Origin of the sequence: Pseudomonas sp. SAR267 (genome assembly GCF_052077595.1) — a bacterium.
GTDB lineage: Bacteria > Pseudomonadota > Gammaproteobacteria > Pseudomonadales > Pseudomonadaceae > Aquipseudomonas > Aquipseudomonas vlassakiae.
Genome location: NZ_JBQIHU010000001.1, coordinates 5,035,597 through 5,052,500, shown reverse-complemented (window position 1 = coordinate 5,052,500; position 16,904 = coordinate 5,035,597). Strand labels below are relative to the sequence as shown.

General features: G+C 62.6%; 17 protein-coding genes and 1 rRNA gene (1 of these 18 running past the window's edge). 13 read left to right on the top strand and 5 right to left on the bottom strand.

Annotated features, from left to right (window positions below; translation table 11 throughout):
• Positions 1–694: ribosomal RNA gene (locus ACTORR_RS23595) — 16S ribosomal RNA — on the bottom strand (it extends 843 nt beyond the left edge of the window).
• A gap of 586 nt (positions 695–1,280) precedes the next feature.
• Between ACTORR_RS23595 and rhtA the strand changes: the two genes are divergently transcribed.
• Positions 1,281–2,168, top strand: coding sequence for a threonine/homoserine exporter RhtA (gene rhtA, locus ACTORR_RS23590; RefSeq protein ID WP_054883984.1), 888 nt, complete (start codon positions 1,281–1,283; stop codon positions 2,166–2,168).
• A gap of 190 nt (positions 2,169–2,358) precedes the next feature.
• Positions 2,359–2,640 carry a hypothetical protein gene (locus ACTORR_RS23585; RefSeq protein WP_054883985.1) on the top strand — a complete coding sequence of 94 codons (282 nt, stop codon included), beginning with the start codon at positions 2,359–2,361 and terminating at the stop codon, positions 2,638–2,640.
• Positions 2,641–2,694: 54 nt separating this feature from the next.
• Here the strand turns inward: ACTORR_RS23585 and ACTORR_RS23580 are convergent, their stop codons facing one another.
• Positions 2,695–4,503: an aminopeptidase P family protein gene (locus tag ACTORR_RS23580; protein ID WP_054883986.1), complete on the bottom strand. Its 1,809-nt coding sequence runs from the start codon at positions 4,501–4,503 to the stop codon at positions 2,695–2,697.
• Between the two features lie 202 nt (positions 4,504–4,705).
• Between ACTORR_RS23580 and ACTORR_RS23575 the strand changes: the two genes are divergently transcribed.
• The gene (locus ACTORR_RS23575) at positions 4,706–5,824 is read left to right on the top strand and encodes a DUF3182 family protein (RefSeq protein ID WP_441343919.1); all 1,119 of its coding nucleotides are present in this window, start codon (positions 4,706–4,708) and stop codon (positions 5,822–5,824) included.
• Entirely contained in the window at positions 5,808–6,578 is a 771-nt protein-coding gene (locus ACTORR_RS23570) for an alpha/beta hydrolase family protein (protein ID WP_313364975.1), read from the top strand. Before ACTORR_RS23575 ends, ACTORR_RS23570 begins: the two co-directional genes overlap by 17 nt.
• Here ACTORR_RS23570 and ACTORR_RS23565 read toward each other — a convergent pair.
• Positions 6,557–6,937: a hypothetical protein gene (locus ACTORR_RS23565; RefSeq protein ID WP_054883989.1), complete on the bottom strand. Its 381-nt coding sequence runs from the start codon at positions 6,935–6,937 to the stop codon at positions 6,557–6,559. The genes ACTORR_RS23570 and ACTORR_RS23565 overlap by 22 nt on opposite strands.
• Before the next feature lie 86 nt (positions 6,938–7,023).
• On the opposite strand from ACTORR_RS23565, the gene soxR reads away from it, so the two are divergent.
• Entirely contained in the window at positions 7,024–7,476 is a 453-nt protein-coding gene (gene soxR / locus ACTORR_RS23560) for a redox-sensitive transcriptional activator SoxR (RefSeq protein ID WP_054883990.1), read from the top strand.
• Here the strand turns inward: soxR and ACTORR_RS23555 are convergent.
• Positions 7,468–8,457 carry a GlxA family transcriptional regulator gene (locus ACTORR_RS23555; protein WP_054883991.1) on the bottom strand — a complete coding sequence of 330 codons (990 nt, stop codon included), beginning with the start codon at positions 8,455–8,457 and terminating at the stop codon, positions 7,468–7,470. The genes soxR and ACTORR_RS23555 overlap by 9 nt on opposite strands.
• 82 nt (positions 8,458–8,539) lie before the next feature.
• On the opposite strand from ACTORR_RS23555, the gene ACTORR_RS23550 reads away from it, so the two are divergent.
• Entirely contained in the window at positions 8,540–9,088 is a 549-nt protein-coding gene (locus tag ACTORR_RS23550) for a cysteine hydrolase family protein (RefSeq protein WP_054883992.1), read from the top strand.
• A gap of 12 nt (positions 9,089–9,100) precedes the next feature.
• Here ACTORR_RS23550 and ACTORR_RS23545 read toward each other — a convergent pair whose 3' ends face one another.
• The gene (locus ACTORR_RS23545; RefSeq protein ID WP_054883993.1) at positions 9,101–9,664 is read right to left on the bottom strand and encodes a helix-turn-helix domain-containing protein; all 564 of its coding nucleotides are present in this window, start codon (positions 9,662–9,664) and stop codon (positions 9,101–9,103) included.
• 84 nt (positions 9,665–9,748) lie between these two features.
• On the opposite strand from ACTORR_RS23545, the gene ACTORR_RS23540 reads away from it, so the two are divergent.
• The 7 genes from ACTORR_RS23540 to ACTORR_RS23510 all read left to right on the top strand — a co-directional run bounded on the left by ACTORR_RS23540 (position 9,749) and on the right by ACTORR_RS23510 (position 16,900).
• Positions 9,749–10,699 carry a DMT family transporter gene (locus ACTORR_RS23540; RefSeq protein WP_054883994.1) on the top strand — a complete coding sequence of 317 codons (951 nt, stop codon included), beginning with the start codon at positions 9,749–9,751 and terminating at the stop codon, positions 10,697–10,699.
• A gap of 149 nt (positions 10,700–10,848) precedes the next feature.
• On the top strand, positions 10,849–13,758 hold the full coding sequence (locus tag ACTORR_RS23535) for a monovalent cation/H+ antiporter subunit A (RefSeq protein WP_313364974.1): 2,910 nt from the start codon (positions 10,849–10,851) through the stop codon (positions 13,756–13,758).
• Positions 13,758–14,102, top strand: coding sequence for a Na+/H+ antiporter subunit C (locus ACTORR_RS23530; protein ID WP_012315281.1), 345 nt, complete (start codon positions 13,758–13,760; stop codon positions 14,100–14,102). The genes ACTORR_RS23535 and ACTORR_RS23530 overlap by 1 nt, the downstream gene beginning before the upstream one ends.
• Complete coding sequence (locus ACTORR_RS23525; protein ID WP_054883996.1) at positions 14,099–15,778, top strand: monovalent cation/H+ antiporter subunit D; 1,680 nt, start codon at positions 14,099–14,101, stop codon at positions 15,776–15,778. The genes ACTORR_RS23530 and ACTORR_RS23525 overlap by 4 nt, the downstream gene beginning before the upstream one ends.
• A complete protein-coding gene (locus ACTORR_RS23520; RefSeq protein ID WP_262110038.1) occupies positions 15,775–16,263 on the top strand; it encodes a Na+/H+ antiporter subunit E in 489 nt (162 codons plus the stop codon). Before ACTORR_RS23525 ends, ACTORR_RS23520 begins: the two co-directional genes overlap by 4 nt.
• Entirely contained in the window at positions 16,260–16,538 is a 279-nt protein-coding gene (locus tag ACTORR_RS23515) for a K+/H+ antiporter subunit F (RefSeq protein WP_054883998.1), read from the top strand. Before ACTORR_RS23520 ends, ACTORR_RS23515 begins: the two co-directional genes overlap by 4 nt.
• Positions 16,535–16,900 carry a Na+/H+ antiporter subunit G gene (locus ACTORR_RS23510; RefSeq protein ID WP_054883999.1) on the top strand — a complete coding sequence of 122 codons (366 nt, stop codon included), beginning with the start codon at positions 16,535–16,537 and terminating at the stop codon, positions 16,898–16,900. Before ACTORR_RS23515 ends, ACTORR_RS23510 begins: the two co-directional genes overlap by 4 nt.
• Positions 16,901–16,904: the final 4 nt, after the last annotated feature.

Here is a 16,904-nt window from a genome sequence, read left to right as displayed (position 1 = left end):
CGCATTTCACCGCTACACAGGAAATTCCACCACCCTCTACCGTACTCTAGCCTGCCAGTTTTGGATGCAGTTCCCAGGTTGAGCCCGGGGCTTTCACATCCAACTTAACAAACCACCTACGCGCGCTTTACGCCCAGTAATTCCGATTAACGCTTGCACCCTCTGTATTACCGCGGCTGCTGGCACAGAGTTAGCCGGTGCTTATTCTGTCGGTAACGTCAAAACAGCAAGGTATTAGCTTACTGCCCTTCCTCCCAACTTAAAGTGCTTTACAATCCGAAGACCTTCTTCACACACGCGGCATGGCTGGATCAGGCTTTCGCCCATTGTCCAATATTCCCCACTGCTGCCTCCCGTAGGAGTCTGGACCGTGTCTCAGTTCCAGTGTGACTGATCATCCTCTCAGACCAGTTACGGATCGTCGCCTTGGTGAGCCATTACCCCACCAACTAGCTAATCCGACCTAGGCTCATCTGATAGCGCAAGGCCCGAAGGTCCCCTGCTTTCTCCCGTAGGACGTATGCGGTATTAGCGTTCCTTTCGAAACGTTGTCCCCCACTACCAGGCAGATTCCTAGGCATTACTCACCCGTCCGCCGCTGAATCAAGGAGCAAGCTCCCGTCATCCGCTCGACTTGCATGTGTTAGGCCTGCCGCCAGCGTTCAATCTGAGCCATGATCAAACTCTTCAGTTCAATACTGCTTGGGTTTTTAAGAAACCCTAAACTTGGCTCAGCAATCTCAAATGACTATGTGATTTCTCGCATGGCCACTTGTGATGCTGATAATCTTTGTGACTATCAGTCCGTACTCACAAGCACCCACACGAATTGCTTGATTCGATTTGTTAAAGAACGTTTGGTCAAGAGCGTTTCGTCTCAACCGAGGCGCGCATTCTACGCTTTCCTCAAAGTCTGTCAAGCGTTTATTTTGAAGTTTTTTGCGAGAAACTCGTTTAGCTTCAAACACTTGGCTCGCTGCGATCTCTCGTAGCGGGAGGCGAATAATACAGCGTTTAAAACCGCTGTCAACCTTCATCTCAACCGCCATCGATCATTCGACCGAAGCGCCTCCAACCTCACCTCAACTACCTAACTCATTGAATTTCAAGGAGTTTGTCGTTCCGATGTCGCTGGAAGTGGGGCGCATTATAAGGGGATTCGAAACCCCGTCAAGCTAAATTTCAAGAAAAGCCGATCCCCTATCCCCTTGCACCCCACCCAAGCAATTGCGCACTATATTGCACACCCCCGTACACCTCCCAAGGATAGCCGCGCAGAAATGAACACCCAGCCCCGCAGCCTGGCCGCCACTCTCTTCCCGATCGGCCTGCTGCTGATTGCCATGGCCTCGATCCAGTCCGGCGCCTCATTGGCCAAAAGCATGTTCCCTATCATTGGCGCTCAAGGCACCACCACCCTGCGCCTGATCTTCGCCAGCATCATCATGCTGCTGATCCTGCGGCCATGGCGGGTCCGCCTGACCGCCAACACCCTGCGCAACGTGGTCATCTACGGCATGTCACTGGGCGGCATGAACTTCCTCTTCTATATGTCCCTGCAGACCACACCGCTGGGCATCGCTGTCGCCCTGGAGTTCACCGGCCCCCTGGCAGTAGCGCTGTTTGCCTCGCGGCGTGCGCTGGACTTCGTGTGGATTGCCCTGGCCGTCGCGGGTCTGTTGTTGCTGCTGCCGGTCGGGCACGGTGGTCAGCCGTTGGACCTGCAGGGTGCGGCCTATGCACTGGGCGCGGGTGTGTGCTGGGCACTGTATATTCTGTTTGGCCAACGTGCCGGCGCCGAGCATGGTATCCAGAGTGCGGCCCTCGGCGTGGTGGTCGCAGCGCTGTTTGTCGCGCCTGTCGGCATCGTACATGCCGGTAGTGCGCTGCTCACCCCCGCCGTTATCCCTCTGGCACTGGGTGTCGCCGTGCTTTCGACCGCCCTGCCCTACAGCCTGGAAATGGTCGCCCTGACCCGCATGCCGGCCCGCACCTTCGGCACGCTGATGAGTATCGAACCGGCGATTGGCGCGCTGTCAGGCCTGCTGTTCCTCGGCGAGGTACTCAGCACCACCCAGTGGCTGGCCATTCTTGCGATCATCGCAGCCTCCGTAGGCGCGACATTGTCCATGCGCCGTGAGACAAGTCCTGCAGTTGCAGCAGACTGATTTGAGAAGCATTTTCATTTGAGACAAGATTAATGATTGTCCCCGCTCGCCTCGCTGATTAAGCTGTCACAAAATCATAATCTTTACGCTATCTACTTGAGCGGACACGGAAGCCGAGGAAGGTTCAGGAAGACCGAAGCGATAACGACTGGGCCAGACAGCTGATCGGCCCGTGCATTTAAGGACAGGAATGAAACGTATTTTGCTCATCCTGGCCGTCTTGGCCATGGCCGGATGCGCCGCAACGGCCAAAACTGAGGTCAAAAAGGGGAAGAAAGGCCTGCATATCAATTGCTCTGGCCTGTCTTCGTCATGGGACAAGTGCTACAGCAAAGCGGCCACTTCCTGCAGCGCTCGCGGTTACAAGGTGATCGCCCGCTCCGGAGACACCGACGAGGAGCCCGGGGACTACCTGTTCGGCATCAACCCCGCCGGCTACACCAGCCGCAGCATGATCGTCATCTGTAAATAGAAAAGGGCAGCCTGCGAGCTGCCCTTCTTTATATGTACCGATTGCCAGCATCCGTCAAAGCGGCGCCGTGCGCGCCTTCAGCCAATCCAGCGCAGCACCTTGCAGCAAAGGAGCCAAGCGCTCGTGTACCGTGGCGTGATACTGGTTCAGCCAATCCCGCTCTTGCGTGGTCAGCATTTCGGGAAGCAAGCAGCGCGTATCGATAGGGCACAGCGTCAGCGTCTCGAAGCAGAGGAACTCGCCGAACGCGCTATTGCCCGCCTCGCGGTTCGCCACCAGGTTCTCGATGCGCACACCCCAGGCGCCCGGCCGGTAGGTCCCCGGCTCGATCGAGCTGATCATGCCCACCTGCATTGCCGTCTGAGGCGAGGTTGCCGCCTGGTAGGCAATCACCTGGGGACCTTCGTGCACGTTCATGAAGTAGCCAACACCATGCCCGGTACCGTGCCCATAGTCCACCTGGTCTGCCCAGATCGGCGCCCGTGCAATGGCATCGAGCAACGGTGACAGGATGCCGCGCGGGAAGCTGGCTCGCGACAAGGCAATCATGCCCTTGAGCACGCGCGTGCAGTCCTGCTTTTGCATGACGCTTGGCGTGCCTACCGGAACCATCCGCGTGATGTCGGTGGTGCCCCCCAGATACTGCCCACCGGAATCGATCAGCAGCAGGCCATCACCTTCGATGGTCGCGTGGGATTCCTCGGTAGCGCGGTAATGCGGCATCGCGCCATTGCCGTTGAACGCGGCAATGGTCGAAAAGCTCAGCGAGACGAAACCTGGTCGGCGAGCGCGCGCAGCGCTCAACTGCTCATCGACCGTCAGTTCGGTGATGGCCTCCTGGCCCTGATGCGCCTCAAACCAGGCGAAGAATTCGCACAAGGCCGCGCCATCCTGCTCCATGACCTGGCGGATGTGCACCAGCTCTTCTTCACCTTTGCGTGATTTGCTCAGGGTGGTCGGGTTCAGCCCTTCGATCAGCTGAACCTGGGCATCCAGATGCTTCAGCAAGCCGCAAGTCACGCGAGCCGGGTCGACCAGCAGTCGGCTATGCGGGGCCAGTTCAGCCAGCGCCTGCGCAACCTTGCTGTAATCGCGCACCTCGATGCCGTCGACCTCAAGTACATGGCGCAAGTGCTCATCAAGCTTTCCGGTGCCGACGAACAGGATCGCCTGGCCCTTGCCAACCAGTGCAAAGGACACGAAGACCGGGTTGTAGGACACATCACTGCCGCGCAGGTTGAACAGCCAGGCGATGTCGTCCAGCGTCGCGATGAAGTGCCAATCAGCGCCCCTCTCCTGCAGCGTTGCCCGCAGTTGGCGAAGCTTCTCGGCCCGGCTGACCGTGGCATAGGGCGGCAGGTGCTGATAGATCGGGTTGGCAGGCAGCGCCGGGCGGCCCTCCCACACCTCGGCGAGCAAGTCCCGATCGGTTGCCAAGTGCGCCTCGCGGGCCTTGAGTCGCTCCTCGAGCTGGCGGGCCGAAGCCAGCGCCATGACTGCACCATCTACGGCTACAGTACCTTTGAGCCGAACATTGTCACCCAGCCATTCCAGCGCACCCGGCTTGCCCGGCAGAAGCTTCATCAAGACGATGCCGCTACCGGCCAGCTCCTTCTCGGCTTGCTCCCAGTAACGGCTGTCGACCCACACCCCCGCGAAGTCTGCGGTCACCACCAATGTACCTACCGAACCGTCAAAGCCCGACAGCCACCGACGCCCTTGCCAATAGCCCGGCAGATACTCGGAGAGGTGTGGGTCGGCCGACGGCACCAACAGGGCATCGACCCCCTCCCGGGCCATGACTGCGCGCACGCGCGCCAAGCGCTCCGGCACACTTTGCTCAATCGTGGTCTGAACGTTCATGCGCACTCCTGCGGTCACATCGTGGTTGTTCCAGGGGGAGAATAATGGAACAGCTGCCACAGTCCCGCAATCGCGGCGGCCGACTCACGGCACGCTATGCCCATCCCGCCACCTGCAGCCGGGCCGGGACCGTCAGTCACATCCAGCTGAACTTACCGATGGCAGTGGCTTCACAACCTGTACATTCACTGCACACAGGCAGATGCCCATGCCCAGTGCCCGCCAGCCGAAGACCGCCGTGGTATTGCTCGACACTCGCGAGCACACCCCGGAACATGAACATGCCGTGCACATGAAACTGGCGGACCGCCTGGCCCGGCTGCTGGGTTGTCATGCCGTACTGCCGGGCGTGCCCGCAAAGGACGACCCGCACTACTATTACCTGCCTACCGAAACCCTGGTCGGCCCTGAGCGTTATGCCGCCATGGGCATTCGCAGCGAGCACGACCTGTTCGGCGGACTGGTCAGCCACCCTTACATGGCTACCAAGGCCATTTCCCACCCGATACCGGCCGATGCCCAATTCCCACCGGGCTGGACCGATGCCTTCGCCCGCCAGGCAAGCGATGCATTACTTCGCGGCTACACCGTTTTCAGCAAGACCGATGCCCGGCGCGCCACCCAATTGCTGCTGCTTGATGGTCCAGTCCGGGTCAAGCCGGTGCTGGCGAGTGCGGGCCGGGGCCAGCACGTCATCTTCGAGGCGGATCAGCTGGAACCGCTGTTGAGCAACATCGATGAACGGGACCTTGCCCTGTGGGGCCTGGTGCTGGAAGAAGACCTGAGCAGTGTCGAGACCTTCAGTGTCGGTCAGGTCCGCGTCGGCGGCTTGACCTGCAGTTATCACGGCACCCAGCAGCTGACCCGGGACCACCAAGGTACCGAAGTCTACGGCGGCTCCGAACTGGTCGTGGTGCGCGGTGACTACCTGGCCCTGCTGCAACGGCCTCTGGAAGACCACCTGCGCCTGGCAATTACCCAGGCCATGGCCTACGAGCAAGCCGCCGAGCAGCACTTCCCGGGCTTCATCGCATCGCGGCGCAACTACGATATCGCTCGCGGCATTACGGCCGACGGCCATGTGCGCAGCGGCGTGCTCGAACAATCGTGGCGTCTAGGGGGAGCCAGCAGCGCAGAGCTCCTGGCACTGCAGGCATTTGCCGACGACCCGGCACTACAGCAGGTATGCGCCTCAACCCATGAAGTGTTCGGCACGCCAGACTTGCCCGCTGACGCCACCCTCTTCTATCAAGGAAACGACAGTGAACTCGGACAACTCAGCAAATACGCACGGATTCGCCGGCATGAGCATTCAGAGTGAAACCGTGGAACTGCAGGTCGAGGATGACAGCATCGTCGGCACGCTGGTCAGCCCCGGCAGCAAGATGCCCGGCATTCTCTTCGTCCACGGCTGGGGCGGCAGCCAGCAGCGCGACCTGGCACGCGCACGGCACATTACGGGCCTGGGCTGCGTGTGCATGACCTTCGACCTGCGCGGCCACGCGAAAACCGAAAGCCAGCGCCTGACCGTCACGCGCGAGCAGAATCTCCAGGACCTGCTGGCTGCCTACGATCGGCTGGTCAGTCATCCGGCGGTGGACAGCAGCGCGATCGCCATCATTGGCAGCAGCTACGGTGGCTATCTGGCCACCTTGCTGACCTTGCAGCGGCCAGTGAAATGGCTGGCGTTGCGCGTGCCAGCGATGTACTGGGATGACGAATGGAACATGTCCAAACAGGCGCTCGACCGCCAGCGCCTGAACGATTACCGCTTGCGCCTGCTCGGCCCCTCCGACAACCGTGCGCTGGCGGCCTGTGCCGAGTTTTCCGGTGATGTGCTGCTGGTCGAATCGGAGCAGGATGACTACGTGCCCCACGCCACACTGATGAGCTACCGCTCGGCATTCGTCAGCGCTCATTCGCTGACCCATCGCATCGTCGACGGTGCCGATCACGCCCTATCGAGTGAGCAAAGCCAGAAGGCTTATAGCTCGATCCTGGCCGCATGGGTCAGCGAGATGGTGATCGGCGCACGCCTGGACCGCTACCCGCACTACGCACCCTGGTACGCCTGAAGGTCGGCAACCTGGCAATGCAGCCCGCCATCGGCCCCGCGTATCAGGCTGCGCATCGCCTGATACGCGGAAAAGTTGACACCACGCGCCTGATGGCGCCTAAGCAGTTCGAAAAAGGGCTCCTCGGCAAACAACTCCGCCGCTACCACCCAAGCCTGGCGTGATTGCCATTGCAGGTTTTGCAAGACCCGGCTGCCATCGTCACTGGTCTGGATGCTGACGCTTTGCAAACCTTGGCATCGCGCAGCCAACTCCTCGCTGCGCGCAACCAATGCCTCAGCCAGTGCCACCTGGCGGGAAGCGGGCACTTCATATTCGATCATCTGGGTGAACCACAGGGAATGCGTGGTGGCCGTCATCGCGTGTCTCCTTGCTGCGAGCGCTTGATTCGGAATCGCCAGAAGGGTAAAACCTCCAGTTAACTCAAGGTCAAGCGTTTTTTCCCATGCCCAAGCCATCCCCCACTGCCCCGGAAAAGCTGCTCAGCGTCGGCCAGTTGGCCGCGCGTAGCGGCGTGGCAGTGACTGCATTGCATTTCTACGAAACCAAGGGCCTGATCCAGAGCACCCGTAATGCGGGCAACCAAAGGCGCTACCCAAGGGCAATGCTGCGCCGGGTCGCGGTGATCAAGATGGCCCAGCGCCTGGGCATCGCGCTGGCCGAGATTGCCTCGGCGCTGGCCACTCTGCCCAACGACCAAACTCCGACCGCCGAAGACTGGCGGCGCCTATCGGCACGCTGGCGTGAGGATCTGAACCACAGGATCGACGAAATGGTCAGGCTGCGCGACCAGCTCGACGGCTGCATCGGCTGCGGTTGCATGTCGCTGAAGGAATGCCCGCTGCGCAATCGCCAGGATCATCTGGCGGATGAGGGGCCGGGGCCGCATCTACCCTGAGCCAGGCAAGGCCAAGCGCTGCCGATACTCGCTGGGAGTCAGCCCGGTAATGCGTTGGAACACCTTGCGAAACGCCCCCGGGTCCTGATAACCGACCCCCCAGGCAATCTGCTCGACCGTGCGCCGGGTGAACTCCAGCATTCGGCAGGCACGCCCCACCCTTACTTGCTGGCAGTACTCGGTAGGCTTGAGGCCGGTGGCCGCACGAAAGCGCCGGAGGAATGTGCGCACCTCTAGCCCGGCACAAGTGGCCATGCCGGCGAGGTCGGCGTCTTGCGCACCCGCTGCCTGCAACCAGTGCTGAACTTTCAGCACCGCCTCGTCGCCATGGTCCAGGCGCGGGCTGAACAGCGCCCCCGGCAATGGCCTGCTGACCGGCTCGACGGACAGGTAGCGCGCCGTCTCCCAGGCCACCGACGCGCCGAGATAGCGCTCCAGCAGGCGCAACCCCAGTTCGGTCCATGCCATCAGGCCAGCAGAAGTGATGATGTCGCCGTCATCCAGCAGCGGCAGATTGGCCTCCACATGGACCTTGGGGTAACGCTCGGCAAGGGTTTGCGCGTAATTCCAGTGAGAACTGGCTGCCCGCCCATCGAGCAGGCCACTGGCGGCAATGAAGAACACGCCGATACACACTGACGCCATCACCGTGCCTTGGCCATGCCATTGGCACAACGGCTGCCGGTGACGTTCGAGCAGATCCGGGGGCGGGGTCGCCTCCAGGCTCGGCGGGATGATCAACACACGCAGCGGCTGGCTCGCCGCGCCAAGGCCGTCCTCAATGCGCTGCAACAGCCCTGCCTCATCGAGCTGCCAGTGGCTGACCCGGATCTGCGGCAGCCCGACGGCGCCCAGCTCGGCGACCATGCGATTGGCCACGCTGAACACGTCGCTCAGGCCGTGCAACGCCGCGCGCTGCGCGCCCGGGTAGTGCAGCAGGCCGATCTCCAGGTTGCCGGGGCTGTCAGTTTTTGCCGCCATTGTGTCGATCGCGCCAATCCTCAAGTCGATGCCCACAGCCTATAACTATCGTCATCCAACTACTACTGCCACAGGAGGCAGCATGAGCAAGCAGGCCCTGATCATCATCGACATCCAGAACGACTATTTCCCCGGCGGCAAATGGACCCTCGAGGGGGCCGACCAGGCAGCTGACAACGCCGCACGCCTGCTCGCTGCAGCGCGCGCCAAGGGCGATCTGGTGGTGCATGTGAAGCATGAGTTCGAAAGCGCCGATGCGCCCTTCTTCGCGCCAGGCTCCGAGGGCGCAGCCATCCACGACAAGGTGGCCCCTGCAGCGGGCGAGCCGGTCGTGCTCAAGCACAAGGTCAACGCGTTCCTCGGGACCGATCTCAAGCAGACGCTGGACCGGCATCAGGTCAAGGCTGTGACCATCGTCGGCAGCATGAGCCACATGTGCATCGATGCCGCCTCCCGCGCCGCCGCCGACTTCGGCTTCGACGTCACCGTGGCCCACGATGCCTGCGCCACCTTGCCGCTGGAGTTCGAGGGCAAGCAGGTACCGGCCACCCATGTGCACGACTCGGCCATGGCGGCGTTGGCGTTCGCCTATGCCAAGGTGGTGAAGACCGACGAATTGCTCAACGATTGACCTTCAAAGGCATCAGATCACCACGTTACGCACAAAGCGCACGGGCACTGTCCCATCATTGCGATAGGCATAGCGGCAGTTGCTGGGAAATACATGGAACTGCCCGACCTGCAGGCAGTGCTCGGCGCCCTCGATAATAAGCGTCAACTGGCCTTCGGCCACATAGATCTGCTCACTCCAGCCCTCGGCATCAGCTTCGCTGGTGTAGTACTCGCCAGACGCGAGGGTCCATTCCCAGATTTCCACTTCGCGCCGGGCACTGCTGCTGGCCAGCAGCACGGCCTTGCTCTGCGGGTGCTTGCCCGTCCAGGCCAGTTCGTCGATGCGGCTGGGGTCGCGCTGACCGGGGGCCTGGATCAGGGTGCTGAAGGCGACACCCAGGGCTTCGGCAATCAGGTCGAGGGTCGTCAGGCTGACATTCTTCTCGCCCGCCTCGATCGCCACGAGCATTCGCCGGCTGACCCCGGAACGTTCGGCCAGGGCGCTCTGGCTCAGCCCGGTCGCATTGCGCAGGCTGCGGACATTAAGGCTGACATGCTGCAGCACCGAGGCACGGTGCGTCGAATCTTTGTGCACTATATTGCTCACTGGTAGGGATTTGCGCAGTATACTGCCCACTTTGCGGCGATTGTGCGCCGCTCCCTCCGAGTGCGCAAGACCATGAGCCGACCGACCAGCAGCCCACAAACCGCAGTCTCTTTTCGCCTGAGCAAGGCCGAAATGGTGCTGGTGTTCATCACCATGCTGTGGGGCGGTACCTTCCTGCTGGTGCACAACGTCATGACCGTGAGCGGCCCGATGTTCTTCGTCGGCCTGCGCTTCGCCGCAGCGGCGCTGTTTGTCGGCCTGGCATCGGCGCGTGCATTGCCCGGCCTGACCTTCACCGAATTGAAAGCCGGCGTGCTGATCGGCGTCTCCATCATGCTGGGCTACGGCCTGCAGACCATGGGCTTGCAAACCATCAGCAGCAGCCAGTCGGCCTTCATCACCGCGCTTTATGTGCCGTTCGTGCCATTGCTCCAGTGGCTGGTGCTGGGCCGCCGTCCAGGGCTGATGCCGAGCATCGGCATCTGCCTGGCGTTCGTCGGCCTGATGCTGCTGGCCGGCCCCGAAGGCGGCGCGCTGCACTTCAGCGAAGGTGAAGTGGTGACCCTGGTGAGCGCCGTGGCCATCGCCGCCGAGATCATCCTGATCAGCCGCTTCGCCGGCCAGGTCGATGTGCGCCGGGTCACCGTGGTGCAGTTGGCGACCGCTTCGCTGCTGGCGTTCCTGATGATCGTGCCTACCCAGGAGCGTCTGCCCGACTTTTCCTGGTTGCTGTTGCTCAGCGCGTTGGGCCTTGGCGCCATGAGCGCGGTGATCCAGGTGGCGATGAACTGGGCACAGAAGTCGGTTTCACCCACCCGCGCCACGCTGATCTACGCGGGCGAGCCGGTGTGGGCCGGCATCGTTGGGCGCATCGCTGGCGAGCGCTTGCCAGGCATCGCACTGATCGGCGGGTTGCTGATCGTCATTGCCGTGGTGGTGAGCGAACTGAAGATCCGGCGCAGCCGGGAAGGCAGCGATGCCCTCGAGGCACCAGCCGCGCGCGAAACTGAAGCCGGCCTGTGAAGCGCCCGGCAGCGTCTATGCTTTGTAAAAAACTGTTATAAAAAAACAGCTTGTCACAGCGCTTTTGTAGGATTCTGCGACAGCTTGCGTGTTGGTGATCAACGGCCCGGCACGTATGATCCTTGCAAACCTTTCCAGAATAGAACGCTATGTCATTGATAGTGCTACTGCTTCTGCCGTTCCTGGGCAGTTGCCTGGCAGCTGCGCTGCCGCACAACGCACGTAACGCAGAGTCCATCCTGGCTGGGCTCGTGGCCCTGGTCGGCACCGTCCAGGTAGCACTGCTGTACCCTCAGGTTGTCGATGGCGGGGTTATTCGCGAAGAACTGCTGTGGCTGCCCAGCCTGGGGCTGAACCTGGTCCTGCGCATGGACGGTTTCGCCTGGCTGTTCTCATTGCTGGTACTGGGTATCGGCGCGCTGGTGTCGCTGTATGCCCGGTACTACATGTCGCCGCAAGACCCGGTGCCACGCTTCTTCGCCTTTTTCCTGGCATTCATGGGTGCCATGCTCGGCCTGGTAATCTCCGGCAACCTGATCCAGCTGGTGTTCTTCTGGGAACTGACCAGCCTGTTCTCGTTCCTGCTGATCGGTTACTGGCATCACCGCGCCGACGCCCGCCGCGGCGCCTACATGGCCTTGATGGTCACCGGGGCCGGTGGCCTATGCCTGCTGGTCGGGGCCCTGCTGCTCGGCCATGTGGTCGGCAGCTACGACCTGGACAAGGTCCTGGCTGCCGGCGAAACCATACGCCAGCACGCCCTGTACCCGGTGTTGCTGCCCCTTGTCCTGATCGGCGCATTGAGCAAGAGTGCGCAATTCCCCTTCCAGTTCTGGCTGCCCCATGCCATGGCAGCACCCACTCCGGTTTCCGCCTACCTGCACTCGGCGACCATGGTCAAGGCCGGCGTGTTCCTGCTGGCACGCCTCTGGCCAGTGCTGTCGGGCACCGAAGAATGGTTCTGGATAGTGGGCGGCGCGGGTGCCATTACCCTGCTGCTGGGCGCCTTCGCCGCAATGTTCCAGAACGACCTCAAGGGCCTGCTGGCCTATTCGACCATCAGCCACCTGGGCCTGATCACGCTGCTGCTGGGCCTCAACAGTCCGCTGGCAGCGGTCGCCGCCGTGTTCCACATTCTCAATCACGCTACCTTCAAGGCCTCGTTGTTCATGGCCGCCGGCATCATCGACCATGAAAGCGGCACCCGTGACATCCGCCGCCTGAGCGGCCTGGTCCGCCTGGTGCCCTATACCGCGACCCTGGCCATGGTGGCCAGCGCCTCGATGGCCGGCGTGCCGCTGATGAACGGCTTCCTGTCCAAGGAAATGTTCTTCGCCGAAACCGTGTTCATCAGCTCAACCGCGTGGGTCGAAGCAATGCTGCCGGTGATCGCCACCCTCGCCGGGACCTTCAGCGTCGCCTATGCCCTGCGCTTCACTGTCGATGTATTTTTCGGGCCTACGGCAGAAGACCTGCCACACACGCCGCACGAACCACCTCGCTGGATGCGCGCACCGGTCGAACTGCTGGTCCTCACCTGCCTGGTAGTGGGCATATTCCCGGCCCAGTCGGTCGGCCCGCTGCTGGCCGCCGCTGCACTGCCGGTGGTGGGTGGCACGCTGCCAGAATACAGCCTGGCCATCTGGCACGGCTGGAATGCCCCGCTGATCATGAGCCTGATGGCCATGTGCGGCGGTATCGTGCTCTACCTGCTGTTGCGCAACCAGCTGCGTCTCGGGCGCTTCCCGTATCCACCGCTGATCGAGCGCCTCAACGGCAAGCGCCTGTTCGAGCACGGTCAGGTCCGGCTGATGCTGCTGGCACGGCGCATCGAGCGGTTGCTGACCAGCCGCCGCCTGCAGTCGCAACTGTTCATGCTGGTACTGGCCGCCTTCATCGCCGGCCTCTCGCCGATGCTGTACAGCGGCCTGAGCTGGGGTGACCGGCCGAAGATTCCGGGCTCCGGGGTGTTCGTCGCATTGTGGCTGATCGCTATCGCCTGTGCCATCGGGGCTGCCTATCAGGCCAAGTACCATCGCTTGGCCGCGCTGATCATGGTCGGTGTCTGCGGCCTGATGACCTGCATCACCTTCGTCTGGTTCTCCGCCCCTGATCTGGCCCTGACCCAACTCGTGGTCGAAGTGGTCACCACGGTACTGATCCTGCTTGGCCTGCGCTGGTTGCCACGGCGCATCGAAGGTGTGTCGCCGCTACCTGGCAGCCTCGACCGTGCCCGTGCCCGCCGCCTGCGCGACCTGCTGCTGGCGATACTGGTCGGCGGCGGCATGGCCGTGTTGTCCTACTCCATGCTGACCCGGCCGACACCCAACGACATCTCTTCGTTCTACCTCAGCCGCGCCCTGCCACAAGGCGGTGGCACCAATGTGGTCAACGTGATGCTGGTGGATTTCCGCGGCTTCGACACCCTCGGCGAGATCACCGTACTGGTGGCCGTGGCGCTGACTGTGTTCGCCCTGCTGCGGCGCTTCCGCCCGCCGAAAGAGAGCATGCAGTTACCCGCGCAGCAGCGTCAGCTGGCGCCGGACGTGGTCACCGACCTGATCAACCCGCGGCATGCCACCGACACCGCTCTGGGGTTCATGATGGTGCCGGCGGTGCTTGTGCGCCTGCTGCTGCCGATCGCCCTGCTGGTATCGATGTACCTGTTCATGCGTGGCCATAACCAGCCGGGCGGCGGTTTCGTCGCTGGCCTGGTGATGTCGGTGGCGTTCATCCTTCAGTACATGGTGGCCGGCACCCAGTGGGTCGAGGCGCAAATGAGCCTGCGGCCGCTGCGCTGGATGGGCACCGGGCTACTCTGTGCAACCCTGACCGGGGCTGGCGCCATGCTGCTCGGCTATCCGTTCCTCACCACCCATACCGCCCACCTGCCCCTGCTCGGCGATGTGCACGTGGCCAGCGCGCTGTTCTTCGACATCGGCGTGTTCACCGTGGTGGTCGGCTCGACGCTGCTGATCCTCACCGCCCTCGCGCACCAGTCGGTGCGCGCCTACCGCCCGGGCAGCCCATCGAAGCCCAGCCAAGCAGGAGCCGCCTGATGGAAGAAGTCATCGCAGTCGCCATCGGTGTACTGGCCGCCTCGGGGGTGTGGTTGATCCTGCGCCCTCGGACCTACCAGGTGATCATGGGCCTGTGCCTGCTGTCGTATGGGGTCAACCTGTTCATCTTCAGCATGGGCAGCCTGTTCATCGGCAAGGAGCCGATCATCAAGGAAGGCGTGACTCAGGACCTGCTGCACTACACCGATCCGCTGCCACAGGCGCTGGTGCTCACGGCCATTGTCATCAGCTTTGCCATGACCGCGCTGTTCCTGGTAGTGCTGCTGGCATCGCGTGGCCTGACCGGCACCGACCATGTGGATGGCCGGGAGCGTGACGAATGAGTGGCATGAGTCAACTGATCGTCGCCCCTATCCTGCTACCGCTGCTGACTGCCGCAGTGATGCTGCTGCTTGGCGAAAAGCATCGGCGGATCAAGGCGCGCCTGAACCTGCTGTCCACTTTCACCGGCCTGGCCATCGCCGTGAGCCTGCTGCTATGGGTACGCACCCAGGGGCAGGCCGAATCGATCGGCGTCTACCTCCCAGGCAACTGGCCCGCGCCCTTTGGCATCGTGCTGGTGGTGGATCATCTTTGCGCACTGCTGCTGACCCTGACGGGTGTCATCGGCATCAGCGCCCTGCTGTTCGCCCGCGCCCGCTGGGATGGTGCCGGCGCCAGCTTCCACGCGTTGTTCCAGATTCAGCTGATGGGCCTGTATGGCGCCTTCCTCACCGCCGACCTGTTCAATCTGTTCGTGTTCTTCGAAGTCTTGCTGGCCGCCTCCTACGGCCTGCTACTGCATGGCTCGGGCCGTGCCCGGGTGCGTGCCGGGCTGCATTACATAGCCATAAACCTGTTCGCCTCATCGCTGTTCCTCGTCGGGGCGGCGATGCTGTATGGCGTGACCGGCACCCTCAACATGGCCGACCTCGCCCTGAAGATCCCTCTGGTGCCGGAAGCCGACCGTGGCCTGTTGCATGCAGGTGCAGCGATCCTGGCCATGGCCTTCCTGGCCAAGGCCGGCATCTGGCCGCTGAATTTCTGGCTGGTGCCCGCCTACGCCTCGGCCAGTGCGCCAGTCGCAGCGCTGTTTGCGATCATGACCAAGGTCGGCCTGTACGCCGTACTGCGCCTGTGGACCCTGCTGTTCTCCGGGCAGGCAGGGGCCTCGGCGCACTTTGGCGGGCAATGGCTGATCTACGGCGGCCTGGCGACCCTCGCCGTGGCAGCGGTGTCGATACTGGCCGCACAGCGCCTGGAGCGCATGGCCGCACTGAGCATCCTGGTTTCCGCCGGCACCTTGCTCGGCGCGGTCGGTTTCGCCCAGCCGGCGCTTACCGGCGCCGCGCTGTTCTATCTGGTCAACTCGACCCTGGCGCTGTGCGCGCTGTTCCTGCTGGCCGAACTGGTCGAGCGCTCGCGCTCGGCCAACGAAGCGCCACTGGATGAAGAAGAAGATGCCATGCCTTCACCGCTCGAGTCGCTGCACCCACCCAAGGGCATCAACCTCGACGACGAGCAGAAAGTGGTCATCGGCCAGATCATCCCCTGGACCATGGCCTTCCTTGGCCTGAGCTTCATCGCCTGCGCCCTGCTGATCATCGGCATGCCGCCGCTATCCGGGTTCGTTGCCAAGCTCAACCTGATCAGCGCGCTGTTCAATCCACAAGGCCTGGGCATGCCCGCCGAACAACCGCTATCGGTGGCAGGCTGGGGGCTGGTGGCCTTGCTCATTCTCTCGGGCATGGCCTCGCTGATCGCCTTTGGTCGGGTCGGCATCCAGCGTTTCTGGAAGCCCGAAGAGCGCCCATCGCCCGTACTGCGCCGCTACGAGTGCCTGCCGATCGTGATCCTGCTCGGCCTGTGCATCATCCTCAGTTTCAGGGCCGAACCGCTGCTGCGCTATACCCAGGACACGGCGGCCAGCCTGCAGGCACCGCAAGCCTACATCGAAGCGGTGATGGCGGCCCGGCCCATTCCCGGCCCGACCACACTCGACGTACAGGTGCAGCCATGAGCCGACTGTTCCCCGCACCTCTGCTGTCCATGGCCTTGTTCGTGCTGTGGCTGCTGTTGAACCTGTCGGTCAGTCCCGGCAACCTGTTGCTGGGCGCAACGCTTGGCGTGCTGGCCCCGCTGCTGATGGCACCGTTGCGCCCGCAGTACGCGCATGTGCGCAAACCCTGGGTGGTGGCAAAGCTGATTGGCCGGGTCGGCATCGATGTCATCCACTCTAACCTGCTGGTGGCCATCGGCGTGCTGCGCGCCGGGCAACGCCCACCTCGCTCGGCATTCGTGCACATCCCACTGGACCTGCGCGACGCCCACGGCCTCGCAGCACTGTCGATGATCACCACGGTCGTACCCGGCACCGTATGGTCGGAGCTGGCCCTGGACCGCAGCGTACTGCTGCTGCATGTGTTCGACCTCGACGACGAAGCCGACTTCATCGAGCACTTCAAGCTCACCTACGAACGCCCGCTGATGGAGATTTTCGAATGACAGGCCTGCTCGCCAACGCAGTCCTCGCCAGCCTGTTCATCTTCGCCCTGGCCATGGGCCTGGCGTTGGTCCGGCTGTTCCGCGGCCCCTCCGCACAGGACCGGGTGCTGGCACTGGACTACCTGTACATCCTGGGCATGCTGACGATGCTGGTGCTGGGGATCCGCTATGCCAGTGACACCTATTTCGAAGGTGCACTGCTGATTGCCCTGTTCGGCTTTGTCGGGTCGTTCGCCTTGGCCAAGTTCCTGTTGCGTGGTGAGGTGATCGAATGACTGAAACCCTTGAACTGCCGTTCTGGCTTGAGCTGGTGACTGCCGCCCTGCTGCTGATCGGCAGCCTCTTCGCGCTGATCGGCGCCATTGGCCTGCTGCGCCTGAAAGACTACTTCCAGCGCATGCACCCACCGGCCCTGGCATCGACCATCGGCGCCTGGTGCGTGGCCCTGGCATCGATCATCTACTTTTCCTGGCTCAAGGATAGCCCGGTGCTCCACGCCTGGCTGATTCCGATCCTGCTGTCGATCACCGTGCCGGTCACTACCCTGTTGCTGGCCAGGGCGGCGCTGTTCCGCAAACGCATGGCGAACGAAGCCGTACCGGAAGAAGTCAGCAGCGGCCGGGATCGCGGCAACTGAAGCG

Bases quoted from the DNA above. Each gene is read 5' to 3' on its own strand.
- ACTORR_RS23520 (WP_262110038.1), top strand. From the start codon at position 15,775: ATGAGCCGACTGTTCCCCGCACCTCTGCTGTCCATGGCCTTGTTCGTG.
- ACTORR_RS23550 (WP_054883992.1), top strand. From the start codon at position 8,540: ATGAGCAAGCAGGCCCTGATCATCATCGACATCCAGAACGACTATTTC.
- ACTORR_RS23570 (WP_313364975.1), top strand. From the start codon at position 5,808: ATGAGCATTCAGAGTGAAACCGTGGAACTGCAGGTCGAGGATGACAGC.
- ACTORR_RS23580 (WP_054883986.1), bottom strand. From the start codon at position 4,503: ATGAACGTTCAGACCACGATTGAGCAAAGTGTGCCGGAGCGCTTGGCG.
- ACTORR_RS23575 (WP_441343919.1), top strand. From the start codon at position 4,706: ATGCCCATGCCCAGTGCCCGCCAGCCGAAGACCGCCGTGGTATTGCTC.
- ACTORR_RS23530 (WP_012315281.1), top strand. From the start codon at position 13,758: ATGGAAGAAGTCATCGCAGTCGCCATCGGTGTACTGGCCGCCTCGGGG.
- soxR (WP_054883990.1), top strand. From the start codon at position 7,024: ATGCCCAAGCCATCCCCCACTGCCCCGGAAAAGCTGCTCAGCGTCGGC.
- ACTORR_RS23585 (WP_054883985.1), top strand. From the start codon at position 2,359: ATGAAACGTATTTTGCTCATCCTGGCCGTCTTGGCCATGGCCGGATGC.
- ACTORR_RS23525 (WP_054883996.1), top strand. From the start codon at position 14,099: ATGAGTGGCATGAGTCAACTGATCGTCGCCCCTATCCTGCTACCGCTG.
- ACTORR_RS23540 (WP_054883994.1), top strand. From the start codon at position 9,749: ATGAGCCGACCGACCAGCAGCCCACAAACCGCAGTCTCTTTTCGCCTG.
- rhtA (WP_054883984.1), top strand. From the start codon at position 1,281: ATGAACACCCAGCCCCGCAGCCTGGCCGCCACTCTCTTCCCGATCGGC.
- ACTORR_RS23515 (WP_054883998.1), top strand. From the start codon at position 16,260: ATGACAGGCCTGCTCGCCAACGCAGTCCTCGCCAGCCTGTTCATCTTC.
- ACTORR_RS23565 (WP_054883989.1), bottom strand. From the start codon at position 6,937: ATGACGGCCACCACGCATTCCCTGTGGTTCACCCAGATGATCGAATAT.
- ACTORR_RS23510 (WP_054883999.1), top strand. From the start codon at position 16,535: ATGACTGAAACCCTTGAACTGCCGTTCTGGCTTGAGCTGGTGACTGCC.
- ACTORR_RS23535 (WP_313364974.1), top strand. From the start codon at position 10,849: ATGTCATTGATAGTGCTACTGCTTCTGCCGTTCCTGGGCAGTTGCCTG.
- ACTORR_RS23555 (WP_054883991.1), bottom strand. From the start codon at position 8,457: ATGGCGGCAAAAACTGACAGCCCCGGCAACCTGGAGATCGGCCTGCTG.